The following is a 21,555-nucleotide window of genomic DNA, read 5'->3' as shown; positions in this document are numbered from 1 at the left end:
TCCGAGTCTTCTCCACACCCGGTTACCGCTTTTCGTTAGCGGTGTTCACTCAACTTCTTCGGCAGTTCTCCTTCAGAAGTTGAGGGCGTGCGTCGCCGTCGCCCCGCCGTCGGCCACGAATTCCGCACCCGTGCAGTACGCGCTCTCGTCGCTGGCCAGGAACAGCACCAGCTTGGCGATGTCTTCGGGCTGCCCGACCCGCTTCAGGGCGACCTTCTTCCCGACGTACGACATGTCGACTTTCTGGCCGCCCGCCGCGGTCTCGACCATCTTGGTGTCGATCGCGCCGGGGTGCACCGAGTTGACGCGGATGTGCTTCTTGCCGAGCTCCATCGCCGCGACCTTGGTCATCCCGCGGATCGCGAACTTGCTCGCGGTGTAGGCGACGAGGTAGGGCATCCCGGCCAGACCCTCCACAGAGGACACGTTGACGATGGAGCCACCGCCGGCGGCGGTCATCGGTTCAACGACCGAACGCATCCCGAGAAACGCCCCGATCTGGTTCACCCGGATCACGCGTTCGTAATCGGCCAGCGTCGTCTGCGCCAGCTCCGAGAAATGGAGGATGCCGGCGTTGTTGACCAGCACGTTCGGGTGGCCGAACTCGGTGGTCGCGCGCTCGACCGCGGCGGTCCAGCCGTCCTCGTCGCCGACGTCGAGGTGCTGGTAGACGGCCTGCTCGCCGAGGTCGGCGGCCAGCTGCTTGCCCTCGTCGTCGAGGATGTCGGCGATCACCACCTTGGCGCCCTCGGCGACGAACGCACGCGCGGCGGCCTTGCCCTGCCCGCGCGCGGCGCCGGTGATCAGGGCGATCTTCCCGTCCAACCTCATGACTCTCCCAGGATCTCGGTGGCGGCGAACATCCGGCCGGGGTCGCGGTCGGCGAAGAAGGTGTTCATCGACGTCTCGAGCTCGTCGAGCTTCCAGCGCTGCTCGATCCTCGGGGGCTCGACCAGCGCAACCGTGCCGCCGTGCACGACGAACACCTGGCCGTTGACGTGCTCGGCCGCCGGGGAGGCGAGGTACGCCACGAAGGGAGCGACGTGCTCGACCGAGAGCGGATCGGTGCCCTCGGCGGGAGGAGCACCGAACACGCCCTCGGTCATCGCCGTCCGCGCGCGAGGGCAGATCGCGTTGGCGCGGACGCCGTACTTGGCCAGGCTCCGGGCGGCCGACATGGTGAGCGCCGTGATGCCCGCCTTCGCCGCGGCGTAGTTGGGCTGGCCGGGCGAGCCGATGAGGAACGCCTCGGACGCCGTGTTGACCAGCCGCCCGTACACCGGCGCGCCGTCCGCCTTGGCCTGGTCGCGCCAGTGCTTCGCGGCGTTGCGCGACAACAGGAAGTGGCCCCGCAGGTGCACGCGCAGCACGGTGTCCCAGTCGTCGTCGGACATCGAGAACAGCATCTTGTCGCGCAGCACGCCCGCGTTGTTGACCACGATGTCGAGCCCGCCGAGGTCGAGCGCGGCCTCGGTGAGCGCGTCGGCCGTGGCGCGTTCGCCGACGTCGCCCGCGACCGCGACGGCCTTGCCGCCGGCCGCTTCGATCTCGGCGACGACGTCCTTCGGCTCGCCGATGTCGTTGACGACGACCGTGGCGCCCCGCCCGGCCAAGGCGAGCGCCTCGGCCCGGCCCAGCCCCGCGGCGGCGCCCGTGACGATCGCCGTCCTGCCGGTCAAGCTCACCGCGGACCTCCTCGTCGAGTCCTGGATGTCGCGCCTACAGTAGAATCTGTTCTCGTTCAGGGCAAGCCCCTGAGTGAACGGTGCTAACTGGCGATGAACAGCGCATTCTTCGGGCAGCCCTTGACCGCACTCGAAACGCGTTCTACCTGGTCGGCCGGCACCCGCCCCGGCTGGATCACCAGTTCTTCCTCGTCATCGAGGTCGAAGACGTCCGGGGCGAGCCCCACGCACACCGCGTTCGCCTCGCACAGTTGCCGGTCGACGCCGATCTCCATGCTTCCTCCGCCGCTCGAGCCCTGGTACAACTAGAACAGGTTCTACTGTAACGCCGGGAGCCGGTACGGCACCACAACGAGCCGGACCGGGTGGAGGTGACGGGTGCGGATCGACTACACGCCGGAACAACGCGCGCTGGCCGCGGAGCTCCGGGAGTACTTCGCCGAGCTGATGACGCCCCAACGGCGGGCGAGCCTCCGCGCGGGCGGCGGCGAGTACGGCGATGGCCTGGTGTACAAGGAGATCGTGCGGCAGCTGGGCAAGGACGGCTGGCTCGCGCTGGGCTGGCCGCAGGAGTACGGCGGGCAGGCCCGGTCGATGCTCGACCAGCTCGTCTTCACCGACGAAGCGGCCGTCGCCGGGGTGCCGGTCCCGTTCCTCACGGTCAACACCGTGGGCCCGACGATCATGCGCTACGGCACCGAAGAACAGAAGGCGTTCTACCTGCCGAAGATCGCGGCGGGCGAGCTGCACTTCTCGATCGGCTACTCCGAGCCGGAGGCCGGCACCGACCTGGCGTCGCTGCGCACGCGCGCCGAGCGCGACGGCGACGAGTACGTCGTCACCGGCCAGAAGATGTGGACCAGCCTGATCGAGTACGCCGACTACGTCTGGCTCGCCGTCCGGACCGACCCGGACGCGAAGAAGCACCGCGGCCTGTCGATCCTCATCGTGCCGACGTCCGCGGACGGCTTTTCCTGGACCAAGGTGCACACGGTCGCGGGGGCCGGGACGAGCGCGACCTACTACGACGGCGTGCGCGTGCCGGTGTCTTCGCGCGTCGCCGAGGAAAACGCGGGCTGGCCGCTGATCACCAACCAGCTCAACCACGAGCGCGTCGCGCTGACGTCGTCGGCACCGATCCGCAAGGCCCTGGCCGACGTCACGGCGTGGGCGAAGGAGACCGGCGCCATCGACCACGAATGGGTGCGGCTGCACCTCGCGCGGGTGCACGCGGGCGCGGAGTACCTGAAGCTGCGGAACTGGCGGATCGCCTGGGCGGCCGCGGCCAGTGAGCTCGGCCCGGCCGAGGCGTCGGCGACGAAGGTGTTCGGCACGGAGTTCGCGATCGAGGCCTACCGGCTGCTGATGGAGGTGCTCGGCGCGGCGGCCGTCGTCCGCGAAGGCTCGCCGGGGGCGCTGCTGGCCGGGCGGATCGAGCGGCTGCACCGGTCGGCGCTGATCCTCACCTTCGGCGGCGGCACCAACGAGATCCAGCGGGACATGATCGCCGCCACCGCCCTCGGCCTGCCCGTCACGCGCTAGGAGCACCCCAGTCAGGAGAAAGTATGGACTTCACCCCTTCCGAAGCGTCGGCCGACCTCGCGGCGCTGACCCGGCGGTTGCTGACCGGCAAGGCCACCCACGACCCGCACGGCACCGGCGGCTTCGACACGGTCGCGTGGACGGCGCTCGGCCAGGCGGGCGTGCTGGACGCGGCCCTGCCGTCGTCGCTCGGCGGCGGCGGGTTCGGGCTGCTCGAGCAGTGCGCGGTGCTGACCGAGATCGGCCGCGCGGTGGCGGCGGTCCCGTATCTGCCGTCGATCACGATGGCGGCGTCGGCGCTGGCGGAGTTCGGCACGCCGGAGCTGGTGGATCGCTGGGTGCTACCGGTGCTGCGCGGCGAGCGCGTCCTGGCCGTGGCGCTGTCCGGGTTCACGGCGTCGGACGGCCGGGTGTCCGGTGCGCAGACGGCGGTGCCGTTCGCGGCATTCGCGCACGGGTTCCTGGTCGCCGCCGCGAACGAGGTCTTCCTGATCGACGCGGCCGCGTCCGGAGTCTCGGTGCGGCCGCAGCAGACGGTCGACCACGCGGACGCGGGCCTGCTTTCCCTGTCCGAAGCGCCGGGGGTTTCGCTCGGCGACATCGGCGAGTGGCTGCGCCTGCGCGGGACGGTCGGGGTGTGCGCCCAGCAACTCGGCGTGGTCGAGCGGGCCCTGGAGCTGACGGCGGCGTACGCGGCCGAGCGGAAGCAGTTCGACCACGTGATCGGCGGGTTCCAGGCGGTCCGCCAGCGCCTGGCGGACGCCTACCTGGACGTCGAAGCGGTCCGCCTGACGACGCTGCAGGCGGCCTGGCAGCTGACCGCGGACGTCTCCGACGTGGGGGCAGCGGTGTCGACGGCGAAGTTCTGGGCCGCGGAAGCGGGCCACCGGGTGGCCCACACGGCGGTGCACGTCCACGGCGGCGTCGGCATCGACGTGGACCACGTGGTGCACCGGTACTTCACGGCGGCGAAGCGCCTGGAGTTCCAGCTCGGCCCGGCCACCCACCAGCTCCTCGCCCTGGGCGACCTCCTCGCCGGTCCGCGCTAACCGGCTGCGTAGGTCCAGAACTCGCGCATCAGCGGGGTGGGCTCGGGGCTGGTCAGCTCGACCTGGGTCAGCAGCACCGAGACCGTGCCCGTCGCCGGGATCAGGTGCAGGGACGTGCCCGCGCCGCCGACCCAGCCGTAGCGGCCCGGGATCTCCCAGGGTTCCTTCGCGTCGACGTCCACCGATCCGCCGTAACCCCAGCCCTGGCCGTGCAGGAACGGCCGGGCCGCGGCCCGCTGGGCCGGCGTCAGGTGGTCGGTCGTCATCCGGTGGACCGACTCCGGCGTCAGCAGGCGGTGGCCGCCCGCCGTGCCCTCGTCGCGCAGGAACCTCGCGAACGCCAGCAGGTCGTCGGCCGTCGAAACGAGCCCGGCGGCCCCGGACGGGAACGGCGGCGGGGTGCTCCACCGGCCCTCCGGCGAGTCGATCAGCCGCAGCCCGTCCTCGCCGCGGCGGTAGGCGCTGGTGAACCGGCCGAGCGCCGCGGTCGGCACGGTGAAGCCGGTGTCGGCCATGCCGAGCGGCTCGAACAGCCGCTCCGCCAGGAACTCCGGCAGCGGACGGCCGGCGACCCGCGCGATCAGCACGCCCTGAACATCCGAGCCGGTGTCGTAGAGCCACGCCTCCCCCGGCTGGTGCAGCAGCGGCACCTGCGCCAGCGCCGCCGGCCACTCGTCCGGCGACAGCGCCCGCGGCGACGCGGCCGGGTGCCCCAGCACCTGCAGCAGCAGGTCGACCGCGGGCAGCGTCATGTCCTCGGTGAGGCCGTACCCGCAGCGGAAGGTGAGCAGGTCGGCCACCGTGATCGGGCGGGCGGCCGGCACGACGTCGTCGATCGGGCCCGCCGGCGTCCGGACGACCACCGGCGACGCCAGCTCCGGCAGCCACCGGGAGATCGGGTCGTCCAGGGACAGGTCGCCGTCGTCGACGAGCAGCAGGGTCGCCGCGGCCACGATCGGCTTGGTCAGCGACGCGATGCGGAACAGCGAGTCGCGCGCCATCGGCACGGTGCCCTCGGCATCGGCCGAGCCGACGGCCGCGGCCTCGACCTGCTCGCCGCGGGCCACGAGCGCCACCGCGCCCGGCAGGTCGCCGACGTGGGGGGTCAGCAGTTCGGTCAGCGGGGCCATGCTCAGCACCTTATGCCGCCGCCGGCCGGCGCGAGGTTCGCCGCACGCAGGCGGGTCGCGTTCCGTGGCGCCGTCCCGACCGGAACGAGGTTTTCAGTCCTGGGGGTTGATCGCGCGCAGCCGGCGCGGACCGGTGTCCGGCCGGGACGGCGGTGCCCCCAGCACCACGCGGGCGTTGGCGGCGAAGGCGCCCTCCGGCGAGGCCAGGATCGGGTCCAGCACCAGCGACCGCACCTCCGGGTTGTCCTCGGCCAGCGCGGCCACGCGCAGCACCATGTCCTGCAACGCGGCCAGGTCGGCCGGCTCGTCGCCGCGGTAACCGGTGAGCAGCGGCGCCGTCCGCGGTTCGCGCAGCAGCGTCGCGGCGTCGACGTCGGTGAGCGGCACGGCCCGGTAGGCGCGGTCGCCGAGCAGCGTGCTGACCAGGCCGGACAGCCCGAACGACACGAGCGTGCCGAACGACGGGTCGTCCTGCAGCCCGATCACGCACGACAGGCCCTTGGGCGCCATCCGCTGGACGTACACCTCGTCGTCGCGGGAGACCTCGCGCAACGACTCGTAAGCCCTGCGCACCGAGTCTTCGGACGCCAGGTCGAGCCGGACACCGGCCAGGTCGGGCCGCCCGCGCAGCCGTTCGTCGACCGCCTTGAGCGTCACCGGGTAGCCCAGCTCGGCCGCCGCCGCGACCGCGTCGTCCACAGTGGACACGATGCGGAAGGGCACGACCTCGATGCCGTAGCAGTCCAGCAGGCGCACGACTTCGGCGTCCGAGAGCATCGTCGTCTTGCCGCTTTCGGCCTCCAGGATCTCGCGCACGATGCCCTGTGCCTGTTCGGTGTGGATCCCCGGCGGGCGCACCAGGTTGCCCTGCGGGCGCTGCCGCCACGCCGCGTACCGGATGACCCGGGCGAGGGCGTTCACCGCGCGTTCGGGGCTCGGGTACGACGGGATCGACCCCCGCGTCGGCACGCCGTCGCCGGACAGGACCGCGAGTTCGTCCGGAACGCCTTCGGCGGCGAGGAACGTCGAGACGATCGGCTTGTGCTGGCCGAGTTCGACGACGGTCTCCCGCAGGGCCCGCGCGTACGCGGTGCCGGGGATCGCCACCGGCGGCGCGAACACGACGACGAGCGCGTCGGTCTCCGGCGAGGTGAGGGCCTCGCGGACGGCCTTGGCGAACTCCTCCGGTCCGGCTTGCGGCCCGATGTCCATCGGGTCCGACGCCAGCCGCAGGCCCTGCATCCGCGCGGTGTCGGCGGCCAGCAGCCCGATCGCGCTGGAGTTGCCGACGATGCCGACCCGCGGCCCGGCGGGCAGCGGCTGGTGGGCGAACACGAGCGCGGTGTCGAACAGCTGCGCCAGCGACTCCACGCGCACGACCCCGGCCTGCTCGAACAGCGTCTGGACGCTGGCCTCGTCGATCTCCGTCGACGTCGCCGCCAGCTGCGGCCGGACCGCGTGCCGCCCCGACTTGACCGCGACGATCGGCTTCGTCCGGGCGAGCCGCCTGGCCAGCCGCGCGAACTTGCGCGGGTTGCCGAAGGACTCCAGGTACAGCAGCACCAGGTCGGTGTCCGGGTCGGTTTCCCAGTACTGGAGCAGGTCGTTGCCCGAGACGTCGGCGCGGTCGCCGGCCGAGACGAACGTCGACAGGCCGAGGCCGCGCGCTTCGGCGTCGGCGAGGATCGCGGTGCCCAGCGCACCGGACTGGCAGAAGAAGCCGGTGCGCCCGCGGCCGGGCAGCCGCGGCGCGAGCGTGGCGTTGAGCCGGATCCCGGGCGCGGTGTTCAGCACGCCGAGCGCGTTCGGGCCGACCACCCGCATGCCGTGCGCCCGCGCCTCGCCGACCAGCCGCAGCTCGGCGTGCAGGCCGCGCGGGCCGGCTTCGGCGAACCCGCTGGACAGGATCAGCAGCGTCTTCACGCCCTTCGCCAGGCAAGCGTCCAAAACGGACTCGACGGCCTCGGCGGGCACCGCGACGACGGCCAGGTCGACCGAGTCCGGGATGTCCAGCACCGACGGGTACGCGCGGACCCCGCGCACCGAGCGGTGCTCCGGGTTGACCGGGTAGACGGTGCCGGTGAACGCGGCGGCCAGCAGGTTCACGAAGGCGACGTGGCCGACCTTCCCCGGCTCGGCGGACGCGCCGATCACCGCGACCGACGACGGGTGCAGCAGGTTGTGCACGCTGCGGGCCTCGGCCGCCTGTTCGCGGGAGCGCGCGACGGCGAGGGATTCCTCGGTCGCGTCGATGTCGAACTCCAGGTGCAGCACGCCTTCCTCGAATTCGCGGCTGACCTGGTAACCGGCGTCGCGGAACACCCGCACCATCGCGGCGTTCTCGGCGAGCACCTCGGCGACGAACCGGCGCAGCCCGCATTCCGACGCGGCGGCGGCCAGGTGTTCGAGGAGGATCGAGCCGAGCCCGCGGCCCTGGTGGGCGTCGCTGACGACGAAGGCGACCTCCGCCGACGGCCCGTGGTCGAGCCGTTCGTACCGGCCGACGGCCACGATGTCGTCGCCCAGGAAGGCGGCGAACGCGACCCGGTCGTGGTGGTCGACCGTGGAGAAGCGCTTCAGGTCCTTCTCCGGGATGCGCGGGTAGGCGCCGAAGTAGCGGAAGTAGCGGGTGCGCTCGGAGAGCTTCGCGTGGAAGGCGACGAGCCCGTCGGCGTCGGTGGGCACCACCGGGCGCAGGTGGACGGTGCCGCCGTCGGACAGCACGACGTCGGCCTCCCAGTCGCGGGGGTAGTCGAAGGGATCTCGTCCGGCCATGGTCAGTCCCTGGGGTCGTCCGGATCGAGGCCGTGCAGCGGGAAGACGGCGCGGCGCGTGTCCCGGACGGCGACGTCGACCGGGTCGTCCTCGCCGTCGCCCCACGGCTTGAACCCGGTGTCGCGCTCGTCGGTCATCGCCCGCGGCAGCTCGGCGTGCGGCGCGGCTTTGCCGACCGTGGCGACCCATTCGGGCGGCAGCGGCGTCGCCGGGTCGACGTCCCGGTCGAGGACGGTGGCGATCAGGTGCGTCCACGACCGCGGCACCACCCGGATCAGCTGGTACCCGCCCCCGCCGACGGCGATCCACTTCCCGCCGGCGTAGGTCTCGGCGAGGTCGCGGAGGGTGGCGTAGATGGTGCGGTGCCCGTCGACGCTGAGCGAGAGGTCGGCGAGGGGGTCTTCCTCGTGCGAGTCGACCCCGCACTGGGTGAACAGCAGCTGCGGTTCGAAGTCGGCGAGGAGCGAGGGGACGACGGCGTTGAAGGCCCGCAGCCACCCGGGATCCCGGGTGCGCGGCGGCAGCGGGACGTTGACGGAGGTGCCGTCGGCCTTCCCGCGGCCGGTTTCGGCGGAGTAGCCGGTGCCGGGCCAGAGCGTGAAGGGGTGCTGGTGCATCGAGATGGTGAGGACGCGCGGGTCGTCGTAGAAGGCGGCCTGGACACCGTCGCCGTGGTGGACGTCGGTGTCGATGTAGGCGATGCGGTCGAAGCCGTGGTCGAGCAGCCAGGAGATGGCGACGGCACAGTCGTTGTAGACGCAGAAGCCGGCGGCCTGGTCCCGCATGGCGTGGTGCAGGCCCCCGGCGATGTTGACGGCCCTTTTCGCCTCGCCTTCGGCGACCTTCCGCGCGGCGAGCAGGGTGGAGCCGACGACGAGGGCGGAGGCGTCGTGCATGTCGGAGAAGACGGGGTTGTCGGAGGTCCCGAGCCCGTGCCCGACATCCCACCCGACGAGCGGAGCCTCCCGCACGGCGGCGAGGTACTCGGGGGCGTGGATCCGGAGGAGCTCTTCGTCCCCGGCACCGGTGGGAACGAGCAGTTCGACGTCCCGGAGCACGCCGAGTTCGGTGGCCAGCCGGACGGTGAGCTCCAGCCGGACGGGATTGAAGGGGTGATCCCCACCCAGGTCATAACCGAGCAGGGCACGGTCCCAAACAACGGCCGGCGACATACCGCCCGACTCTAGTGCTGATTCGGGAGATAGGTGGAGTGGAAGGTCTGGAGGAGAAGGGGCCGGCTCGGGTGCGGGCTGGTGTGAGGGCGAGGTGGGGTCTTGGTGAGCGGGGTGCTTCGGGTCGGCGAGGGTCGCCGGGCTTGGTTGGGCGCGGATGGCTCGGCCGGGTCGGCGAGGGCGGCTCGGCCTGGGCCGTCACCCGCTCCGGGCCAAGCCCGCTGTGGCTCAGCCGGGCAGGGTGCCCGTCGCCGCCGGGCGGTGGGGGTCGCGGGACCAGTGGGACCACGAGCCCGCATACAGGCCCGCGCCCGGGTGGCCGGCCAGCTCCAGGGCCAGGACCACCGAACTCGCAGTCACCCCTGAGCCGCAGTAGGCGCCGACCGGCTCGCCCGGGCGCAGGCCCAGGCCCGCGAACCGCTCCGCCAGCTCGGCCGGTGGGCGCCAGCGGCCGTCGGCTGCGGTGTGGGCCGAAAACGGGGCGTTCACCGCGCCCGGGATGTGGCCGGCCCGGGGGTCCACCGGCTCCGTCTCGCCCGTGTACCGCGGGGCCGCTCGGGCGTCCAGGAGCAGGCCGTCGCGGGCCAGGGCGGCCGCTTCGTCGGCGTCCAGGACCGGCATGCCTCCCGGGCTGACCGTGATGTCGCCCGGCTCCGGCCGCGGCTCCTCGGTGCTGATCGGGTGCCCCTCGGCCGCCCACGCCGCGTAACCGCCGTCGAGGACCGCTACCTCGTCGTGGCCCGCCCAGCGCAGGAGCCACCAGGCCCTCGCCGCCACCGAGCCGTCCGCGTCGTCGTAGGCCACCACCGGGGTGCCCGTCCGGATGCCGGCCGCGCGCAGGTCGCGCTGCAGGTCGGCCGGGTCGGGCAGGGGGTGCCGGCCGCCCTCGCCCGGCTCGCCGGCGAGCACGCTGTCGAGGTCGGTGAACACCGCGCCGGGCAGGTGACCCTCCCGGTAGGACTCGGCGCCGGGCGGACCGGCGAGCCGCCAGCGGACGTCGAGGACCACGGGGCGGTCCCCGGCCGGGCCGGCCAGTGCGGCGGCGAGGTCGGTGGTGCTGATCAGCGGACGCATGCCTCCCATCTTCCAGCGGCCGCCCACCCGGCCGCGCCGGGGTGCGGACATATCCCCCACCGGCGAGTTGTTACCGATCCGACCAAAAGCAGGCCGTCCCCCGCTCGGCACGTAACCCTTACCGCCGAGTCTTCGGCCGTGCCTGTGGTCGGATCGGTAACCATCGGCGCAGTACCCCCGAGGCCCGCCGCCGCTGCCGGGGTCAACGACTACGATGAGCAACGCGGACGAAGGGGACAGCGTGAACGATCTCATCGACACCACCGAGATGTACTTGCGTACCATCTACGAGCTCGAAGAAGAAGGTGTCGTTCCGCTGCGCGCCCGCATCGCCGAGCGCCTGCAGCAGAGCGGCCCGACCGTGAGCCAGACCGTCGCCCGGATGGAGCGCGACGGGCTCGTCGTGGTCGCCGACGACCGGCACCTCCAGCTCACCGACCACGGCCGGGAACTGGCCATCGCCGTGATGCGCAAGCACCGCCTCGCCGAACGCCTCCTCGTCGACGTGATCGGGCTCGAGTGGGAGCACGTGCACAACGAAGCCTGCCGGTGGGAGCACGTGATGAGCGAGGCCGTCGAGCGCAAGCTGGTCAAGCTGCTCGACCACCCGACCACCTCCCCCTACGGCAACCCCATCCCCGGCCTGGACAAGCTGGGCGACGGCGACCCCGCGCCGCCCGCGGAGGCCGACCTCGTCCGCCTCGACGAGTTCGCCCGCACCGGCGGCGGCCGCGTCGAGATCCGGCGCATCGCCGAGCACGTCCAGCTGGACGAGTCGCTGATGACCGAGCTCAAGTCCGTCGGCATCGTGCCCGGCGGCACGGTCACCGTCGGCAAGGCCACCGGCGGCACCATCGAGGTCACCGGCGGGGACACCACCGCCCAGGTCGCCAGCAGCGCGCTGCACGCCGTCCTGGCGCAGGCCCGATGAGCCCCGCTACGGATGCCGTGGCGGCGTTCCGCACGATCCACCGCACGGCGCCGGCCGGCGTCTGGTCGGCGCCCGGCCGCGTCAACCTGATCGGCGAGCACACCGACTACAACGACGGCTTCGTGCTGCCGTTCGCCCTGCCCCACCGGCTGGCCGCGGCGGCGTCGCCCCGCGAAGACGGCGTGCTGTCCGTGGCCACCCTGGGTGACGACGGCCAGCTCCAGCGCTCCGGCGAGCTCAAGATCGCCGACCTGGCGCCGGGCACCGTCGACGGGTGGGCCGCGTACCCGGCGGGCGTCGCCTGGGTGCTGCGCGACCAGGGCTTCGCGAACGGGGCCGACCTGGTCATCGCCGGGGACGTGCCGTCGGGTGCGGGGCTCTCCTCCTCCCACGCGCTGGAGTGCGCGGTGTCGCTGGCGCTGCTGGGGCTGGCCGGCCTGGAGCTGGACGGCAGCCGCGCCGACGTCCCGACGCGGCCCCAGGTCGCGCGGTGGGTGCAGCGGTCGGAGAACGACTTCGTCGGCGCCCCCACCGGCCTGCTCGACCAGACGGCCTCCCTCTGCTGCACCGAGTCCCACGTCCTGTTCCTCGACGTCCGGTCGGGCGAGCAGGAGCAGGTCCCGTTCGGGCTCGCCGAGGCCGGGCTGCAGGTGCTGATCATGGACACCCGCACGAAGCACTCGCACGCCGAGGGCGGCTACGGCGAGCGCCGCCGCGGCACCGAACGGGCGGCGGAACTGCTCGGGGTGAAGGCGCTGCGCGACGTCACCAACGAAGGCCTCTCGGACGCGCTCGACCGGCTGCCGGAGGACCTGGTGCCGCTGGTGCGGCACGTCGTCACCGAGAACCAGCGGGTGCTCGACACGGTCGAGCTGCTGCGCGCTGGCCGGCTGGCCGACATCGGGCCGTACCTGGACGCCTCGCACGTCAGCATGCGCGACGACTACCGGATCTCCACGGCCGAGCTGGACCTCGCGGTCGACTCGGCCCGGACGGCCGGTGCGCTCGGCTCGCGGATGACCGGCGGCGGCTTCGGCGGCTCGGCGATCGCGCTGGTCCGCGACGCGGACCTGGAGCGCGTCAAGGAGGCCGTCGAGGCGGCATACGAGAAGGCCGGCTACCGGCGGCCGCGGATGTTCACGGCGGTGCCCTCCCGCGGCGCCGGCCGCGACGAGCTCTGACGCCGCGCGGGTCCGGCCGGGGCAACCCCCGCGCGGACCCGCGCGTCGGCTAGAGGGAAGACTGTGGAGCACAGTCACCCTCGGCAGGAAGGCCTGAACGTGTCGGAGCAGAGCAACGCCCTGAAGCTGGTCGTGACGGGCGGAGCCGGGTACGTCGGAAGTGTCTGCGCCGCCCGGCTGGTCGAAGCCGGGCACCAGGTCACCGTCGTCGACGACCTGTCGACCGGGCACGCCGACGCCGTCCACCCGGACGCGCGGTTCATCGAAGGCGACGCCGCCGAAGTGGCGGGCAGCCTGCTGCGCGAAGGCTTCGACGGCGTGCTGCACTTCGCGGCCAAGTCGCTGGTCGGCGAGTCGATGACGGAGCCGGCGAAGTACTGGGAAGGCAACGTCGTCACGTCGCTGCGGCTGCTCGAGGCCATGCAGGAGCACGGCACGCCCCGGCTGGTGTTCTCCTCGACGGCGGCGACCTACGGCGAGCCGGAACAGTCGCCGATCCCGGAGACGGCGCCGACCCGGCCGACCAACACCTACGGCGCCACGAAGCTCGCCATCGACGCGGCGATCACCAGCTTCGCCGGCGCCCACGGGCTGGCGGCGGTGAGCCTGCGCTACTTCAACGTCGCGGGCGCGTACGGCGCCTTCGGTGAGCGCCACACCACGGAAACCCATCTCATCCCTCTCGTCCTCCAGGTCGCCACGGGCGACCGCGAGCGCATCCAGATCTTCGGCGACGACTACCCGACGCCGGACCACACTGCGGTGCGCGACTACATCCACGTCGTGGACCTCGCGGACGCGCACCTGCTGGCGCTGAAGCACGCCACCGCGGGCGAGCACCGCATCTACAACCTGGGCAACGGCACCGGCTTCTCCGTTCTCGAGGTGATCGAGGCCTGCCGCGAGGTCACCGGCCACCCGGTGCCGGCGGCGGTGGCCCCGCGCCGCGCGGGCGACCCGTCGGTGCTCGTGGCGGCCAGCGACCGGGCTCGTGAGGAGCTGGGCTGGAAGCCGGAGCGGACCGACCTGGCCGGGATCGTGCGGGACGCCTGGGAATTCACGCAGTCCCGGCGAGGCTGATTCTGCGCTGAGCGGCGGGCGGCGGGCCGGGCTTCTGTGCCTGGGCCTGCCGCGTCGTCGGGTCTCGGTGGGGTTGGGGCCGGTGGGCGTGGTGGGCAGTGGTTTCGAGTGCTGCGGTCTGGTTTGGCGCCGCGCTTCGAGAGCCGCGACCCCAGGCCGAAGCCGGAGGGCCCCGGCACCCCGAGATCATCGGCCCCAGGCGGAAACGGACCGAACTGGCCGGAACCGTGTGAGGCGCCTGGAATTCACCCAGTCGCGGCGAGGCTGACCCTGTGCTGACCGCCAAACAGCCCGAGCCCTGCGAGGCCTCGGCGTTGGTGCGCCAGCCGACGGGCTTCGCACCTCATGCCGCCTGGCCTACGTCGAAGTCCGCGGGTTCCAGGCCGAAGCCTGTGAGGGGGCCTGCGGCCGCCGCTGCCAGGCCGTGGATTACCTCCGGGGGCGTTCCGGTGTCCAGGACCCTTCTCAGCAACGAGGCCAGCGCATGGTCCGGGGCCGCCTCCAGGGCGTTGTCCAGGGCCATGCCCGCGAATGCCCCGTCGCCGCGCAAGTACGCCGTGAAGCCCAGCAGGGCCGCCGGTTCCGCTCTGTGCGGGGGTGGGATCTCCCGGACCAGCGTCAGCCAGAGGTGCTCGGCTTCGCGCGCTCCCGTGGTGGCCGGGGGTACCGCCATCGCCAGGCACAGGTCTCGGATTTCCGGCAGCTTCAACGCGTTCGCCAGCTGCACGGCTTCCTCGTCCGTCGGTGGCCCGTCGCCGCGGCGCTGGCGGTCGAAAGCCGCGCGGAGCACCGATGCCGCGTCGTTGACGCGGGTTGCGGCGGGCCAGGGCGGGGATGGCGAGCGGGACAAGTGCTCCGCGCGGCGGGCCAGGGCCTCCGGTGACCGAGGGGCCAGCAGGGCCTCGAGTTCCTCGCGGCTGTCGAACGCCACCGTCCCGCACTCGGTCGCGGCCGCCGCCACGACCGTCGAACGGGGGTCCGGCAAGGCGCCGGCGCAGTCCTCGGTGCGGTAACACGCCCAAGGGGCGCCCGTCCTGATCGCGGGCGTCCACAAGGCGTGCAGCACCGGCAGGCCGATGTCCTCCAGTGCCCGCACCAGCTCGTCGATAAAACCCTTGTGCGGTGGCGGCTTTCCCGGTCTTCGCCGGCCGCCGACGATCACCAGGGTCAAGCCGAGGTGGCAGCCCGCGGCGAACCGCTCCGCCAGCGCCCGCGCCTGGCGGACGCGGTGTTCGCGGCGAGGCAGGTCGCCGCGCAGGATCAGGCCTGGGGCGTAGCCCGGGTAGAGGTGGCCGAGCAGGATGATGGACTTCGCGGGCTTGAAGCCCATCAGGTACGGGAGCGCGGTCAGCAGCTGTGCGGGGTTCCGGAGGTCGGCCGGGGTGGTGGTGGTCATGCCTCCACTGTGGGGCAGGCCGGGACCGGATGGGGCGGTGGCGGGAAATCTGTGGATGGCGGGGGCCGATGTGGACGGAACCCGCCCGGCGGGGGCCGGGCGGGGCGTTCCTGTCGGTGGGGCGGGCTATGCTGCCCGGCCCCACCGGCCGACACCCGTCATCTTGCGGGGGTCCGGGTGGCGAAGCCCCAAGCCCAGGGCGTCACCGCTCAGCCGCAGTGCTCGAACCCGCTCTCGTAGGTGTTGCCGCCCACCGAGCCGCCCCACTTCACGCAGGTCGAGTCGGCGGTCTTCTTGACCGGCCCGGCGTAGTAGGTGAAGCTGCCGGAATCGGTCGTCCGGGTTCCACCCTGGACCTCGAGGAACGCCGCGACCGCGCTGGCCGTGCCGAGCGACGTGGCCTTCAGCGTGGTCACGCAGTTCGCCTTGGTGGACGCGTTGTACAGCAGGTACGCCGTGCCCGAGGAGTTGGCCAGCGCCTGCTGGTCCACGACCGAGAAGCCGTCGCCGCACACCTCTTCGGCGGAGTACGGGTTGCCGCCGCAGTCGTTCTTGCTCGTGAAGTTGGTGTGCGCGTAGTACGGCACGGCGGTGCCGTTCAGCTTCGCCTTCTGCACGATGCCGTTGAGCCGCTCTTCGAAGTGCAGGTGCGGGCCGGTGACGTTGCCGGTCGAGCCCGCGGTGCCGAGCTGCTTGCCGCCGGTGACCGACTGCCCGACCGAAACGGACTGGGTCGACAGGTGCGCGTACCGGCTGCGCCAGCCGCCGCCGTGGTCCAGCTCGATCCACCGGCCGTAGCTGGCGCTGCCCTCGTTCTCCACCCGCGTCACGGTGCCGGAAGCCGAAGCCAGCACGGGCATCCCGGTGATGCCGGACTTCTGGAAGTCGACCGAGTACTCCGGGCTGTGGCCGCTGAACGTGGCCGCGTCCACCGTGACGCCGCACTTGAACGGCACCTGGAAGTTCGGCGCGGCCGAGGCGGGCGCCTGGCCGGCGAGGGTGAGGCCGAGCGCGGGCAGCGCCGCGGCGGCGGCGAGCAGGGCGAGCCGTCGCAACCTGGACATGGGGGAACCTCCTGGCAAACGGGTCAACTTGACCCCACGAAGGGAAGTCCCAGTCGGTACATTTTCCGTACAAGCACCCGCGGAGGACTGCCGAAATGACGACCCGACCAGTCACGTTCCCCCGGGCCCAAGGCTGGTTGCGCTGGGCGCTCGTCGCGGTGCCGATGGTCGCCGCCATGCCTCGCGCGGACCTGCGAACCTGGCTGCTGATCGGGTTGACCCTCGTGCTGTCGATCCCGTTGCTGTGGATCCACGACGCCCGCGTCCGGCCGCTGACGATGGCGCTGCCCCTCGCGGTGATCGCCAGTACCGGCGCACTGTGGGTGCTCCTGCCGAGCAGCTGGGCGTCGGTGGCGATGTTCAGCACCACATTCTTCGTGGTGCTGCGGCAATCGACGCTGCCGATCGTGCTGGCGGTCGCGCTCGACGTCGCGGCGATCACGGCCGGGGCGGCCCGCTACGACGTCTGGAAAGGCGCTCTGTCGACGTACGCGGTCCTCGCCGTGATCGTGCTGATGGGGCTCAACCGGCGGGCCCGCCTCGCCCGCATCGAGCAGACCGAACTGGCGCTGGCCCGCGCGCAGACCGCCAACGAGGAGCACGCCCGCGCGGCCGCGCTCGCCGAACGCACCCGCATCGCCCGCGAGCTGCACGACGTCCTGGCGCGTTCGCTGGCCGGGCTGGCGCTGAACCTGCAGGGCGCGCGGCTGATGCTGGTGCGCGACGGGGCGAGCCCGGACGCCGTCGCCCAGATCGAACGGGCGCAGACGCTGGCGTCGGAAGGCCTCGCCGAAGCCCGGAAGGCCGTGGCCGCGCTGCGCGAGGACGCCGTCGGTGTCGAACGCGCGATCGCGGACCTGCTCGCCGCGTACCGGCTGGACAGCGGGGCCCGCGCGGACCTCGAGATCAAAGGTGAGCCGCGCGACCTGGACCCGTCAGCCGGCACCGCGTTGGTCCGCGCAGTGCAGGAGGCGCTGGCCAACACCCGCAAGCACGCGGCACAGGCCGAAGTGGACGTCACGCTGCACTACGCCAAGGGGTCGGTGGAGCTGACCGTGGCCGACCGGCAGGGCAGGCGGCCGCCGGCCGCGCCGGCCGCAGGCTACGGTTTGCGCGGGATGGGCGAACGGGTCGCGCTGCTCGACGGGCGGCTGGAGAGCGGACCGGGGGAGGACGGATGGCGGATTCACCTGACGGTGCCGGCGTGACGCTGCGCGTCGTGCTGGCCGACGACCAGGCGGTGGTCCGGGAAGGCCTGGTCACGCTGCTCGGGCTGCTGCCCGGGGTCGAGGTGGTCGGCGCCGCCGCCGACGGCCTGGCCGCGCTCGCGCTCGTCGCCGAGCACCACCCGGACGTCGTGCTGGTGGACCTGCGGATGCCGCGCTGCGACGGCGTGGAGACCACCGAGCGGATCCGCGCCGAACACCCCGGTACCGAGGTCGTCGTGCTGACCACCTACGCCGACGACGAGTCGCTGCTGGCCGCATTGCGCGCCGGGGCTCGCGGGTTCCTCACGAAGGACGCCGACGCCGAGTCCATCGCGCGGGCGCTGCGCTCGGCCGCCGCCGGCCAGTCCACAGTGGACGGCGAGCTGCAGCGGCGGCTCGTCGAAGCCGCCGCCCGCAGCACCCCGCAGCGCGTCAAGGAGGTCGAAGGCCTGACCGCGCGCGAGATCGAGGTGCTGCGGCTGATCGCGGCGGGCCTGTCGAACACCGAAATCGCCCGCACCCTGGTGGTCAGCGAGGCGACCGTGAAGACCCACGTGAACCACCTGTTCGCCAAGGCCGGGCTGCGTGACCGCGCGCAGGCGGTCGCGTTCGCCTACCGGGCGGGCATCGCCGGCTGATCCCTCACGGCGCGGGCGGGATGTTCGCGTTGTGGTGGAACACGTTCTGTGGGTCGTACGCGGCCTTGATCCGGGCCAGCCGCTCGTACTTTTCCGGGCCGTACGACGTCCGGACGCGGTCGGCTTCGTACTCCGCCATGAAGTTCACGTAGCCCGCCGAGTTGGACGAAACCGGCACCAGCGCTTCCCAGAACTCGCGCACCCACGCGCGGTCCACCGCGTACGGCTCCGGCTCGGTCGCGAGGGAGTCGATGTTGATCAGGATGCTCTCGCGCCGCGGGCCGCCGAACGCCGTTGCGTCGTCGGCCACCTCCGTGAAGGCGCCCCGCATCGAGAAGATCGGCATGATCGACAACGGGGACGTCCTGCGCGGCAGGAAGTCCGCGATCACCTCGATGACCTCGTCGGTGAAGCCGTCGGCGTAGGCGGCCTTCTCGTAGGCGAGGATGCCCCACGGCGCGGCGCCGTCGAGCATCCGCTGCAGCTCGACGTACGGGATCGGCGAGACGAACTCGAACAGCGGCGCCGGCCCGGACCGCGCCGCCCGGGCCGCCTCGGCGTGCTGCTCCTCCCCGTCGAACCCGGCGATCAGCACGGCGTACCCGGGCCGGAACCGGAACGGCTCGGGGACGAAGGGCGCGGGCGGCGCGTTGAGCCCGGCGACGAGCACCCCCAGTGCGCCCGGCAGCGTCCGGAGCAGCTCGCGGGCGTGGCGCAACGCGGCCACGCCGTCGTCGAGACCATAGAAGAACAGTCCCAGGTGGACGATCGGGCCGACCGGGTGCAGCCGGAACTCGAACTCGGTGACGACGCCGAAGTTGCCGCCGCCCCCGCGCAGCGCCCAGAACAGGTCGGAGTGCTGCCCGGCGGACACGCGCAGGATCTCGCCGTCGGCGGTGACGAGCTCGACCGAGACCAGGTTGTCGCGGGGCGGCGGTCGATTTCGCCGTTCCAGACCGACCGCGCGACGTCGTAACCGGGGTCGCCGTCGGTCAGCACGGCTCCGGACAGCTGGGTGCGCAGGCTCTCCAAGGCGGGTTCGGCGGTCGAGGTCATGGCGGGTCCTCTCGCAGCGGACGGAACGCCGGAAAGTCGCCTGACCTGCGACGATCGTTACATTCAGTGATCGTCGACGCGGAGAGTGACCAGCCGCTGCGTGAACCCGGCCTCGACCAGCCTGCCGAGCGCCCGCTCGACGCCGGGCGGGACGCGCTGCGGGATCGCGAAGCCCCGCTCGGCGTATTCGGTGATCCGCTGGGTCTCGCCGACGAGCATGCCGATCACCCGGTCGGCCTCCTCGCTGCCGGCGACGTAGTCCTCCAGCGAGCCGCCCTTCGCGGCGCAGACGAGGTCGGCTTCCGGCCACAGGCGCTTGGCCGTCGCGTACGCCCGGCGCTGCTGGTAGGGCCGCGAAACGAGCGTCACGGTCCGGACCGCGATCCCCCGCTCGGCGAGCAGCCGCCGGGTGAACACGATGTTCTCCCCGGTGTGCCGGGCCTGGGGTTCGACCAGGATCGCCTCGTCCGGCACCCCGAGGTCCAGCGCGATCTCGCGGTAGTGGACCGCCTCGCCGCGCGGGAAGCGCTCCAGCGTCGTCGGGGCGTTGGCGCCGGTGAAGACGATCAGTGGGAAGCACCCGGCGTGGAACAGCTCCGCGGCGTGCACGGCCACGCCGGGATCGCGGCTGCCGAGCCCGATCCCGACGTCCGACCGCCGCGGAGCGTGCCGCAGGTCGTGGTAGTCCCACAGCGTGCGGACATCGGCTCGGAGGTGCTTCGGCAGCATCAGCCGAACGCGGCCCGCAGCGCCGGCTTGCCGCCCGTGACCGGGAGCGTGACCGACGACTTCGTGAGGTCGAGCGCCAGTCCGGCGCCCGGCTTCGGCCGCAGCGTGTAGTCGTGGTCGCTGGAGGCGAGCAGGAACTCCAGCCGGTGGCCCGCCGCGAGGACGTAGTCCTTCGGCATCAGGTCGACGCCGATCCGGTAGGTCTGCCCGGGCGTGATCGGCTCGGTATGGGCGGGCGACGTGCGGTTCTGCGGGTCGGTCCAGCCCCGGCTGATCACGTGGGACGTGCCGTCGGGCGCGCGGTCGAGCAGGATCGCCGAGACGTTCGCGGCGGGCCGGTCGAACGCCAGCGCCAGGTCGGCGCGAGCGGTGCCGGAGAGGCGGACGGCCTGCTTCGCCGCCGGAGTCGCGTACAGCAGGCGGTTGCCGGACGAGGCCAGACCGGCCAGCTGCTCGATCGTCTTCGACGAGTCGTCGGCGAGGGTTTCGGTGGCCGCCGTGCCCGGCACCGGATTGCGCGTGTCGATCGTGCCCTTCGAGCGGCCGCCCGGCCACGGGTACACGCGGACGTCGGCGGTGCCCGGCGCCGGCCAGTCGGCCTCGTCGGTCCACGACAGGTCCTCGCGCTGGATCGTCGCCTTCGGCTCGTGCTGGATGCCGTTGTCGATGCCGTAGAGGTAGTGCGACATCCACTTGTTCAGCGTGGCGAGCCAGACGTCGCGGCGCAGTGAGTACGGGTCCGCGTGCCCGGACTGGTGCAGCCAGATCTTGTGCTCGACGCCGCGGGCCTTCAGCGCCTCGTACCAGGTCGCGACCTGCTCGGACTTGACGTTCCAGTCGTTGAGGCCGTGCACCGCGAGCACCGACGCGCGCACCTTGCCGACGTCGTTGCGGTAGTTGCGGACGTCCCAGAACGGCGTGTAGTCGCCGGTGACCCGGTCCTGGTCGCGGGTCAGCCCGTCGATCACCGGACGGCAGACCTGCCGGTCGGCGCGGGTGTACACGTACTCGGCGAGCACGTCGGCGTCCTCGCCCTGGAACCCGCCGGCCGCGACGACCGCGCCGTCGTGGCGGTAGTACTCGTACCAGCTGGAGATGGCCGCGATCGGCACGATCGTCTCGAGGCCTTCGACACCGGTGCTGGCGACGGCGTTGGGCAGGGTTCCGTTGTAGGACACGCCCATCATGCCGGTCTTGCCGGTGCTCCAGTCCGCCTTCGCCGCGGCGCCGGCCGAGTCGCGGGCGCTCGTGCGGCCGTTGAGCCAGTCGACGACCGAGCGGGCGCCGATCGTCTCGTTGACGTCACCCGTGGTCGGGCAGCCGGTCGAGAGGCCGGTGCCGAGCGATTCGCCGTAGACGACGGCGAACCCGCGCGCGGTGAAGTAGTCCTGGTAGCGCCAGGTGATCGGGGCGGCCGGCCCGACGCCGTGCGCGGCGACGCGCGGGCCTTCCGGGCCGCGGGCGTACCCCGGCGCGGACAGCTCGACGTCGACGTCGTGGTTCGCGACGTCGTTGCCGCCGGCGTAGTACGGGCTGGCCTGGTAGACGACGGGCACCTTCAGGCCCTGCTGGGTCGCGCGCGGGCGCACGACCTGGGCGTGCACGAGGTCGTCGGTGCCGTCGTGGTCGCTGTCGACGGGCGCGGTGACCCAGACGTCTTCGCGGACGACGTCGGCCGGGTCGAACACCGGTTGCGCCTGACCGCCGGTGAACACCGGCGACGGCGGGGCGGCGGCTTCCGCGGCGACCGCGGTCAGCGGAAGGGCGAGCACGGCGGCGAGCAGGACGGCGGCTTTCACTCAGGACCCCCAAGCCGGGCGAAGCGGACGCCTGAAGACACTTCCG

At 72.6% G+C, this 21,555-nt stretch carries 19 protein-coding genes; 7 read left to right on the top strand and 12 right to left on the bottom strand.

What is annotated here, in order from left to right; translation table 11 throughout:
- Window positions 1-72: 72 nt before the first annotated feature.
- The 3 genes from C2L58_RS40150 to C2L58_RS40140 form a co-directional block, all read right to left on the bottom strand.
- Complete coding sequence (locus tag C2L58_RS40150; protein ID WP_103342851.1) at window positions 73-831, bottom strand: glucose 1-dehydrogenase; 759 nt, start codon at window positions 829-831, stop codon at window positions 73-75.
- Window positions 828-1,685 (bottom strand): 3-oxoacyl-ACP reductase, encoded by an 858-nt coding sequence (locus tag C2L58_RS40145; RefSeq protein WP_103342850.1) that lies wholly within the window; start codon window positions 1,683-1,685, stop codon window positions 828-830. Before C2L58_RS40145 ends, C2L58_RS40150 begins: the two co-directional genes overlap by 4 nt.
- A gap of 83 nt (window positions 1,686-1,768) precedes the next feature.
- Window positions 1,769-1,960 carry a ferredoxin gene (locus tag C2L58_RS40140; RefSeq protein ID WP_103342849.1) on the bottom strand — a complete coding sequence of 64 codons (192 nt, stop codon included), beginning with the start codon at window positions 1,958-1,960 and terminating at the stop codon, window positions 1,769-1,771.
- A gap of 103 nt (window positions 1,961-2,063) precedes the next feature.
- Here C2L58_RS40140 and C2L58_RS40135 point away from each other — a divergent pair, with 103 nt between their 5' ends.
- Together C2L58_RS40135 and C2L58_RS40130 are read left to right on the top strand one after the other, a co-directional pair.
- Complete coding sequence (locus tag C2L58_RS40135) at window positions 2,064-3,227, top strand: acyl-CoA dehydrogenase family protein (RefSeq protein WP_103342848.1); 1,164 nt, start codon at window positions 2,064-2,066, stop codon at window positions 3,225-3,227.
- A 23-nt stretch (window positions 3,228-3,250) separates the two neighbouring features.
- Entirely contained in the window at window positions 3,251-4,276 is a 1,026-nt protein-coding gene (locus C2L58_RS40130; protein WP_103342847.1) for an acyl-CoA dehydrogenase family protein, read from the top strand.
- Here C2L58_RS40130 and C2L58_RS40125 read toward each other — a convergent pair.
- The 4 genes from C2L58_RS40125 to C2L58_RS40110 all read right to left on the bottom strand — a co-directional run bounded on the left by C2L58_RS40125 (window position 4,273) and on the right by C2L58_RS40110 (window position 10,427).
- Entirely contained in the window at window positions 4,273-5,406 is a 1,134-nt protein-coding gene (locus C2L58_RS40125; protein ID WP_103342846.1) for a serine hydrolase domain-containing protein, read from the bottom strand. The genes C2L58_RS40130 and C2L58_RS40125 overlap by 4 nt on opposite strands.
- Before the next feature lie 93 nt (window positions 5,407-5,499).
- Entirely contained in the window at window positions 5,500-8,181 is a 2,682-nt protein-coding gene (locus C2L58_RS40120; RefSeq protein WP_103342845.1) for a bifunctional acetate--CoA ligase family protein/GNAT family N-acetyltransferase, read from the bottom strand.
- A gap of 2 nt (window positions 8,182-8,183) precedes the next feature.
- Window positions 8,184-9,353 carry an acetoin utilization protein AcuC gene (locus C2L58_RS40115; RefSeq protein ID WP_103342844.1) on the bottom strand — a complete coding sequence of 390 codons (1,170 nt, stop codon included), beginning with the start codon at window positions 9,351-9,353 and terminating at the stop codon, window positions 8,184-8,186.
- A gap of 228 nt (window positions 9,354-9,581) precedes the next feature.
- On the bottom strand, window positions 9,582-10,427 hold the full coding sequence (locus C2L58_RS40110) for a sulfurtransferase (protein ID WP_103342843.1): 846 nt from the start codon (window positions 10,425-10,427) through the stop codon (window positions 9,582-9,584).
- A gap of 214 nt (window positions 10,428-10,641) precedes the next feature.
- Here C2L58_RS40110 and C2L58_RS40105 point away from each other — a divergent pair, with 214 nt between their 5' ends.
- The 3 genes from C2L58_RS40105 to galE all read left to right on the top strand — a co-directional run bounded on the left by C2L58_RS40105 (window position 10,642) and on the right by galE (window position 13,619).
- On the top strand, window positions 10,642-11,358 hold the full coding sequence (locus tag C2L58_RS40105; protein ID WP_013224289.1) for a metal-dependent transcriptional regulator: 717 nt from the start codon (window positions 10,642-10,644) through the stop codon (window positions 11,356-11,358).
- Window positions 11,355-12,539: a galactokinase gene (gene galK, locus C2L58_RS40100; RefSeq protein WP_103342842.1), complete on the top strand. Its 1,185-nt coding sequence runs from the start codon at window positions 11,355-11,357 to the stop codon at window positions 12,537-12,539. Before C2L58_RS40105 ends, galK begins: the two co-directional genes overlap by 4 nt.
- A 99-nt stretch (window positions 12,540-12,638) precedes the next feature.
- Window positions 12,639-13,619 carry a UDP-glucose 4-epimerase GalE gene (galE, locus tag C2L58_RS40095; protein ID WP_103342841.1) on the top strand — a complete coding sequence of 327 codons (981 nt, stop codon included), beginning with the start codon at window positions 12,639-12,641 and terminating at the stop codon, window positions 13,617-13,619.
- Between the two features lie 343 nt (window positions 13,620-13,962).
- Here the strand turns inward: galE and C2L58_RS40090 are convergent, their stop codons facing one another.
- Window positions 13,963-15,015, bottom strand: a complete 1,053-nt coding sequence (locus C2L58_RS40090) for a DUF4192 domain-containing protein (RefSeq protein WP_103342840.1) — start codon at window positions 15,013-15,015, stop codon at window positions 13,963-13,965.
- Window positions 15,016-15,224: 209 nt separating this feature from the next.
- A complete protein-coding gene (locus C2L58_RS40085; RefSeq protein ID WP_103342839.1) occupies window positions 15,225-16,079 on the bottom strand; it encodes a M23 family metallopeptidase in 855 nt (284 codons plus the stop codon).
- Between the two features lie 95 nt (window positions 16,080-16,174).
- On the opposite strand from C2L58_RS40085, the gene C2L58_RS40080 reads away from it, so the two are divergent.
- Window positions 16,175-17,287, top strand: a complete 1,113-nt coding sequence (locus tag C2L58_RS40080; RefSeq protein ID WP_103342838.1) for a sensor histidine kinase — start codon at window positions 16,175-16,177, stop codon at window positions 17,285-17,287.
- On the top strand, window positions 17,284-17,925 hold the full coding sequence (locus C2L58_RS40075) for a response regulator (RefSeq protein WP_103342837.1): 642 nt from the start codon (window positions 17,284-17,286) through the stop codon (window positions 17,923-17,925). Before C2L58_RS40080 ends, C2L58_RS40075 begins: the two co-directional genes overlap by 4 nt.
- A 4-nt stretch (window positions 17,926-17,929) precedes the next feature.
- On the opposite strand, the gene C2L58_RS40070 is transcribed toward C2L58_RS40075, so the two are convergent.
- The 3 genes from C2L58_RS40070 to C2L58_RS40060 all read right to left on the bottom strand — a co-directional run bounded on the left by C2L58_RS40070 (window position 17,930) and on the right by C2L58_RS40060 (window position 21,509).
- Window positions 17,930-18,799, bottom strand: coding sequence for an FAD-binding oxidoreductase (locus C2L58_RS40070; protein WP_233226199.1), 870 nt, complete (start codon window positions 18,797-18,799; stop codon window positions 17,930-17,932).
- Window positions 18,800-19,044: 245 nt separating this feature from the next.
- The gene (locus C2L58_RS40065) at window positions 19,045-19,710 is read right to left on the bottom strand and encodes a YdcF family protein (protein ID WP_103342836.1); all 666 of its coding nucleotides are present in this window, start codon (window positions 19,708-19,710) and stop codon (window positions 19,045-19,047) included.
- Window positions 19,710-21,509 carry a Xaa-Pro dipeptidyl-peptidase gene (locus C2L58_RS40060; RefSeq protein ID WP_103342835.1) on the bottom strand — a complete coding sequence of 600 codons (1,800 nt, stop codon included), beginning with the start codon at window positions 21,507-21,509 and terminating at the stop codon, window positions 19,710-19,712. The genes C2L58_RS40065 and C2L58_RS40060 overlap by 1 nt, the downstream gene beginning before the upstream one ends.
- Window positions 21,510-21,555: the final 46 nt, after the last annotated feature.

Source organism: Amycolatopsis sp. CA-126428 (assembly GCF_002904335.1).
Taxonomy (GTDB): domain Bacteria; phylum Actinomycetota; class Actinomycetes; order Mycobacteriales; family Pseudonocardiaceae; genus Amycolatopsis.
The sequence above is the reverse complement of the archived record's forward strand: the minus strand, read 5'-3'. Positions and strand labels throughout refer to the sequence as shown.

Coding starts and splice junctions, on each gene's coding strand:
- C2L58_RS40150 (WP_103342851.1), bottom strand. CDS start 831: ATGAGGTTGGACGGGAAGATCGCCCTGATCACCGGCGCCGCGCGCGGG.
- C2L58_RS40140 (WP_103342849.1), bottom strand. CDS start 1,960: ATGGAGATCGGCGTCGACCGGCAACTGTGCGAGGCGAACGCGGTGTGC.
- C2L58_RS40130 (WP_103342847.1), top strand. CDS start 3,251: ATGGACTTCACCCCTTCCGAAGCGTCGGCCGACCTCGCGGCGCTGACC.
- C2L58_RS40125 (WP_103342846.1), bottom strand. CDS start 5,406: ATGGCCCCGCTGACCGAACTGCTGACCCCCCACGTCGGCGACCTGCCG.
- C2L58_RS40120 (WP_103342845.1), bottom strand. CDS start 8,181: ATGGCCGGACGAGATCCCTTCGACTACCCCCGCGACTGGGAGGCCGAC.
- C2L58_RS40115 (WP_103342844.1), bottom strand. CDS start 9,353: ATGTCGCCGGCCGTTGTTTGGGACCGTGCCCTGCTCGGTTATGACCTG.
- C2L58_RS40110 (WP_103342843.1), bottom strand. CDS start 10,427: ATGCGTCCGCTGATCAGCACCACCGACCTCGCCGCCGCACTGGCCGGC.
- C2L58_RS40105 (WP_013224289.1), top strand. CDS start 10,642: ATGAGCAACGCGGACGAAGGGGACAGCGTGAACGATCTCATCGACACC.
- galK (WP_103342842.1), top strand. CDS start 11,355: ATGAGCCCCGCTACGGATGCCGTGGCGGCGTTCCGCACGATCCACCGC.
- C2L58_RS40090 (WP_103342840.1), bottom strand. CDS start 15,015: ATGACCACCACCACCCCGGCCGACCTCCGGAACCCCGCACAGCTGCTG.
- C2L58_RS40085 (WP_103342839.1), bottom strand. CDS start 16,079: ATGTCCAGGTTGCGACGGCTCGCCCTGCTCGCCGCCGCCGCGGCGCTG.
- C2L58_RS40080 (WP_103342838.1), top strand. CDS start 16,175: ATGACGACCCGACCAGTCACGTTCCCCCGGGCCCAAGGCTGGTTGCGC.
- C2L58_RS40065 (WP_103342836.1), bottom strand. CDS start 19,710: ATGCTGCCGAAGCACCTCCGAGCCGATGTCCGCACGCTGTGGGACTAC.